The 4,565-nt window shown below is 60.3% G+C and carries 2 protein-coding genes and 3 pseudogenes; 3 read left to right on the top strand and 2 right to left on the bottom strand.

From position 1 onward, the window contains the following. The 3 pseudogenes from ASF45_RS37140 to ASF45_RS34755 all read left to right on the top strand — a co-directional run. Positions 1-217, top strand: a pseudogene (locus tag ASF45_RS37140) (IS3 family transposase); the annotation flags it as partial. A gap of 1 nt (position 218) precedes the next feature. After that, positions 219-1,002, top strand: a pseudogene (locus tag ASF45_RS21635) (DDE-type integrase/transposase/recombinase); the annotation flags it as partial. Between the two features lie 54 nt (positions 1,003-1,056). Beyond that, positions 1,057-1,343: pseudogene (locus ASF45_RS34755) on the top strand (integrase core domain-containing protein); the annotation flags it as partial. A gap of 133 nt (positions 1,344-1,476) precedes the next feature. On the opposite strand, the gene ASF45_RS35535 reads toward ASF45_RS34755, so the two are convergent. Further along, the gene (locus ASF45_RS35535; protein ID WP_156473130.1) at positions 1,477-2,304 is read right to left on the bottom strand and encodes a hypothetical protein; all 828 of its coding nucleotides are present in this window, start codon (positions 2,302-2,304) and stop codon (positions 1,477-1,479) included. A gap of 69 nt (positions 2,305-2,373) precedes the next feature. Beyond that, positions 2,374-4,565: AAA family ATPase (locus ASF45_RS21640; protein WP_156473131.1), on the bottom strand; the 2,192-nt coding region annotated here is incomplete at its 5' end.

A 4,565-nucleotide genomic window follows, 5' to 3' on the forward strand; every position in this document is an offset into this window, starting at 1 on the left:
TGCGCGCTCGCCCTTGTTGCCCGGGGACGACCAGTGAAAACGGTCTGCCGGACGATGGGGTTGGCGCGCTCACATGTGCGCGACCTGCTCGGGCGCGAYGAAGACTGGACCKATGGTCGCAGCCACCGCACGCCCAYWGACGATGCTGGGCTGCTTGCTGAACTGCGCCAGGAGATTGCGCAGCTGCCCAGCTATGGCTACCGGCGCGCTTGTGCCTNGCCCTTGTTGCCCGGGGACGACCAGTGAAAACGGTCTGCCGGACGATGGGGTTGGCGCGCTCACATGTGCGCGACCTGCTCGGGCGCGATGAAGACTGGACCGATGGTCGCAGCCACCGCACGCCCACAGACGATGCTGGGCTGCTTGCTGAACTGCGCCAGGAGATTGCGCAGCTGCCCAGCTATGGCTACCGGCGCGCTTGTGCCTTGGTCAACCGCCAGCGCGCTGCTCAGGGTGCACCGAAGGTCAATGCCAAACGCGTCTATCGCGTCATGGCAGCAGCCGACCTGCTGCTGCCCAAAGCACCACGCCGGCGCCAGTCCGCACGCACCCATGAGGGCCGTGTGGCAGTCTCGCGCAGCGACCTGCGCTGGTGTTCTGATGGCCTGGAAATCAAGTGCGACTCGGGCCAGACTGTGACGGCCACCTTCACCAAAGACTGCTGCGACCGCGAGGTCATGGCCTGGCGGGCCTGGGAAGGCAAGGGGCTGCCAGGCGAGCCGGTGCGCGAGATGCTCATCGAAGCCGTCGAGCGTCGCTTCGGCACGGTGGAGGCTGTGCCGGCAGGCCAGGAGCTGGAGTTCCTGAGCGACAACGGTGGGGCCTACATCGCAGCCGACACCAGGGCACTGGCGCGTTCGCTGGGCCTCAAGCCCATCAACACGCCCGTGTGCAGCCCGCAGAGCAACGGCATGGCCGAGAGCTTCGTGAACACCTTCAAGCGCGACTACGTGGCCCGMATGGACCTGCGTGACGCGCGGACGGTGCTCGCGCAACTGCCAGNCCAACGAAGCTTTGTTTGGATAGCTGGAGTTCCTGAGCGACAACGGTGGGGCCTACATCGCAGCCGACACCAGGGCACTGGCGCGTTCGCTGGGCCTCAAGCCCATCAACACGCCCGTGTGCAGCCCGCAGAGCAACGGCATGGCCGAGAGCTTCGTGAACACCTTCAAGCGCGACTACGTGGCCCGCATGGACCTGCGTGACGCGCGGACGGTGCTCGCGCCACTGCCAGCGGCCTTCGAGCACTTCAACGAAGTGCATCCGCACTCGTCGCTGAAAATGCGTTCGCCTCGGGAGTTCAGGCGGCAGCAAGCCGCAGGGTCTGCCCGGGCGCTTTATCGNCACTTCAACGAAGTGCATCCGCACTCGTCGCTGAAAATGCGTTCGCCTCGGGAGTTCAGGCGGCAGCAAGCCGCAGGGTCTGCCCGGGCGCTTTATCGCGAATAGGGCGGGGCCGGGAATACGGGGGCAACATCAGCTGACCGCGCTCGACATCTGCGCTGTATGTGCAGCGGTCGCTCGGTTGAGGCGTAGTGATTCCAAGGTTGCCTTGCCCATTGGAGAGTCCTCGAACGTTGGCAGACGAACGCTTTCTGTTGGCAGCTTGTATTGCTCTCGAGGCTCGAACTTGATTGGCTTGGTGAGCTCTGACATGGACTGCAGATAAGCTGCGCTCGGGTCCGCAGACGGCCTTCGAGCGTCGGCGCCGATGCTTCGAAGAAGCTCTTCGTGATGGGGCAGCAAACCGGAAGAGCCCAATGCAGACGAAGCCCGCGTGACCTCGTCTATCTGCCTTTGCAAGGTAGCGAGCGACTCATCCTTAAGGAAGCTGTAGCTTCCTGCGATGTTCTTGTACAAGTCCTTGCTGGCCTGTGACCAATCCTCAAGCTGTTTGGACGCAGCTCCCAGGGCCGAGCGCCCCAGGCCCTCCAATGTGGCAGGACGTGGGCTCTCCCACCTGCAGTTCGCAGCGATTGCCAACGCCAAAGCTTCAATGTCGCTCGCGGCGAGTCTGCTGAAGTCCTCGGCCGACAGCGGAGTTCGGTCGCGCTTTGCTTGATGTCGATTCGCCAGGACAACGATGGCTTCCCGTCCACGCTGGGCATCGTCCTTGATGTCGAAGAACCGGGCAAGCTCGGTCATCCCGGGATGCCGAAGCCATAGCTGACCAAGCGATGTCGGAGCCTCCACCTTCGCCGGTGTAAGGTCGTCGAGACTCTTAAGCTTCTTTGGTTCTTTGTTAGAAGGTTGGTTCATCATGTACAGGAGCGCAACCATAGTCGCGTCCAGTTCTGAATTCACGGTTGGTTGGCGGAAGAAGCCACGCGATGGCCGCGCCACCACATACCTGTTTCGGCGCCGAAAAGCACATCACGCAGGCAATGGGTCGACTGCGCCTACGCTGGCAAGGAAATGCTCGTACTGGTCGGGGTCCTTGGACTTCATCGCACCGAGCACAAACAACGCAGTGCGGGCAATCTCCGGACAGTCAATGGGAACCATGCCTCGGTCCACGAACTCCTCCAGGTGCGAATGCTCATTGGTCAAACGGTTCAAGAAGGCGACCGCACTGAGGTCCTTTCCGAAGAAGAGCTTCAGGCGTTTGTCGCCCGGCATCACGCTTGGATATTTGAAGAACAGGAACGCCTCCAAGAACTTGCGTAGGTTGTTACCGAAGTTGTAGAAGCTGTGGTAACTCGCAGCAGAGTTGGCGTCGTCCGTGCACGTGTGGATTTCCGCGAAGAGATAGTTGAGCTCGGTGATGTAGGACTTGAGATACTTCGGCATTAGCGAAATCGAGCTCGTCGTCGCCTTGCGGCTCACTAGGAACCGTTCCACCTGCTCGGGCGCCGTCAGCCTCTTCAGGTACTTCAAAAAGTCCAGGTTGTGCGTGGAAATGAACAGTTGCTCGTATCGATGAACGGGCTTTCCATTGGCATCCTTGAGCGCAACCCCGTCGCTGCCCACTTGCGGCTTGGCAATAAATGATTCGATGAGGCTGAAGATGAAAAAGATGTGGTTGCTGTCGAGGCTGGAGATTGGGTCGTCGATGTAGATGATGGGCTTCGTCCCGTACGTTTGGGCATCGTCCAAGCGGGCAAGGTAGTAGCAGAAGGCCACCAAGCTGCACTCGCCTTCACTGAGGTTGAAAGCCGCCTGCTCACCACGCATGACACGAAATCGATACGTTGCCTTGCCATCCTCTTCTTCGGCCTGCAGGCGCAGGCTGGTACCGCCCAGTGAATGCCCAAGGTACTGGTTGACACGCTCAGCGCCCCGCTTCTCGTCCCGCAGTTGAGCCTGCAGTGCCTCCATCTTGGCGCGCAGTTTTTTTCCCTCAACCTCCAAGGCTTCGCGCTCCTTGGCGAGCGCTTCGGCATTCTGTTGGTGCTGCGCGATTTCCGCCTTGACTTCATCCACGCCAAGGGTCGCCACAAACGTTGCCACCTCCCTCAGGCGTAGCTCCTCGCGCAACTGCTGTTGCGTTGCGCCAATCTGAGCGGTGTGCTCGTTGCTCAGCCGAATGAGCGTGTTCGCTTCCTCAAGAACTACGCCAATGCCCATTTCGGACTCGGAGACGACCGAGGTGAGGTCACGCGCGGAAAAGATGTTCTCTGCACGCTCGCGCGCTACTTTGGACAGTTCTTCCAGTGCCCGCTCGTAGGATGTCCTCGCGGTCTCGAGCTTCTGGCCGACCTCTTCAAGGTTCGTTTGAAACAAGGAATAGACGCGCGTCTTTTCTGGAAGCGCGATGGCAAGAACCCTCGCCCGCTCGGACTCGCAGTCTTGCAGAAAGCGCTGGATTTGTCTCAGCAGTCTCTCCGACTCCTCGTTGAAGTGTTTATCTAGTGTCTCCGTCAGGTCAGCGGGCAATGGTTGCCGACAGAACGCACAGCAGTCACGGCCAACGTGAAGCGTTCGTCCGTCACGAACCCAGTTCGCCAGCACAGCGGAGTTCAGGAGGTCTTGAAGCGGCGCATTGGGTTGAATCTTCTCGCCGGCTATGGCCACGGCTCGCTGGTTCAATGCCGCGATGCCAGATGCAAATGCGGCAAGCTGGCGAACTTCAGGCAAAGGCTTCTCTGCAAGCAAGCCGGCCTTCTCGATGCGCGTTGATTCGTCCATCGGTGCAATGTGCTGCGACTGGACAAGGTCGATGTCCGCGGTGAGATTGCGGACGTCGTAGTAGGGGGTGCCGTACAGCGCGTTGTGCTTGATGCCCCCGGTCTTCCCGTTTGCCTTCTCGACCAACCGCTTGTTGAACGCGTCAGCCTTCTGGGCCGCAGCGGCCTTCGCCTTCTGCTCTTCCTCCAGCTTTTTGGCGAAGGCCGCTCGTAGCCCCGTATTGGCGTCCTTACTGCCGAGTTGAGCTTGGACCTTCTCTATCTCCTGCTCGACCTCCTTATTTTGCGCTCCGAGGACCGCGAAAGGCTGAATGTGGCCTTGCTCGTCGCGGAGAAATCCAAGTGTTGATTTCCACGCAGAACTGACCCACTGCCACAGGTAATTTCCGTCCAAATCTGACCCACGTAAGAACCCTAACCTGCTGCTTTTTGCGGCAG

The organism is Pseudorhodoferax sp. Leaf265 (genome assembly GCF_001422365.1).
GTDB lineage: Bacteria > Pseudomonadota > Gammaproteobacteria > Burkholderiales > Burkholderiaceae_C > Pseudorhodoferax.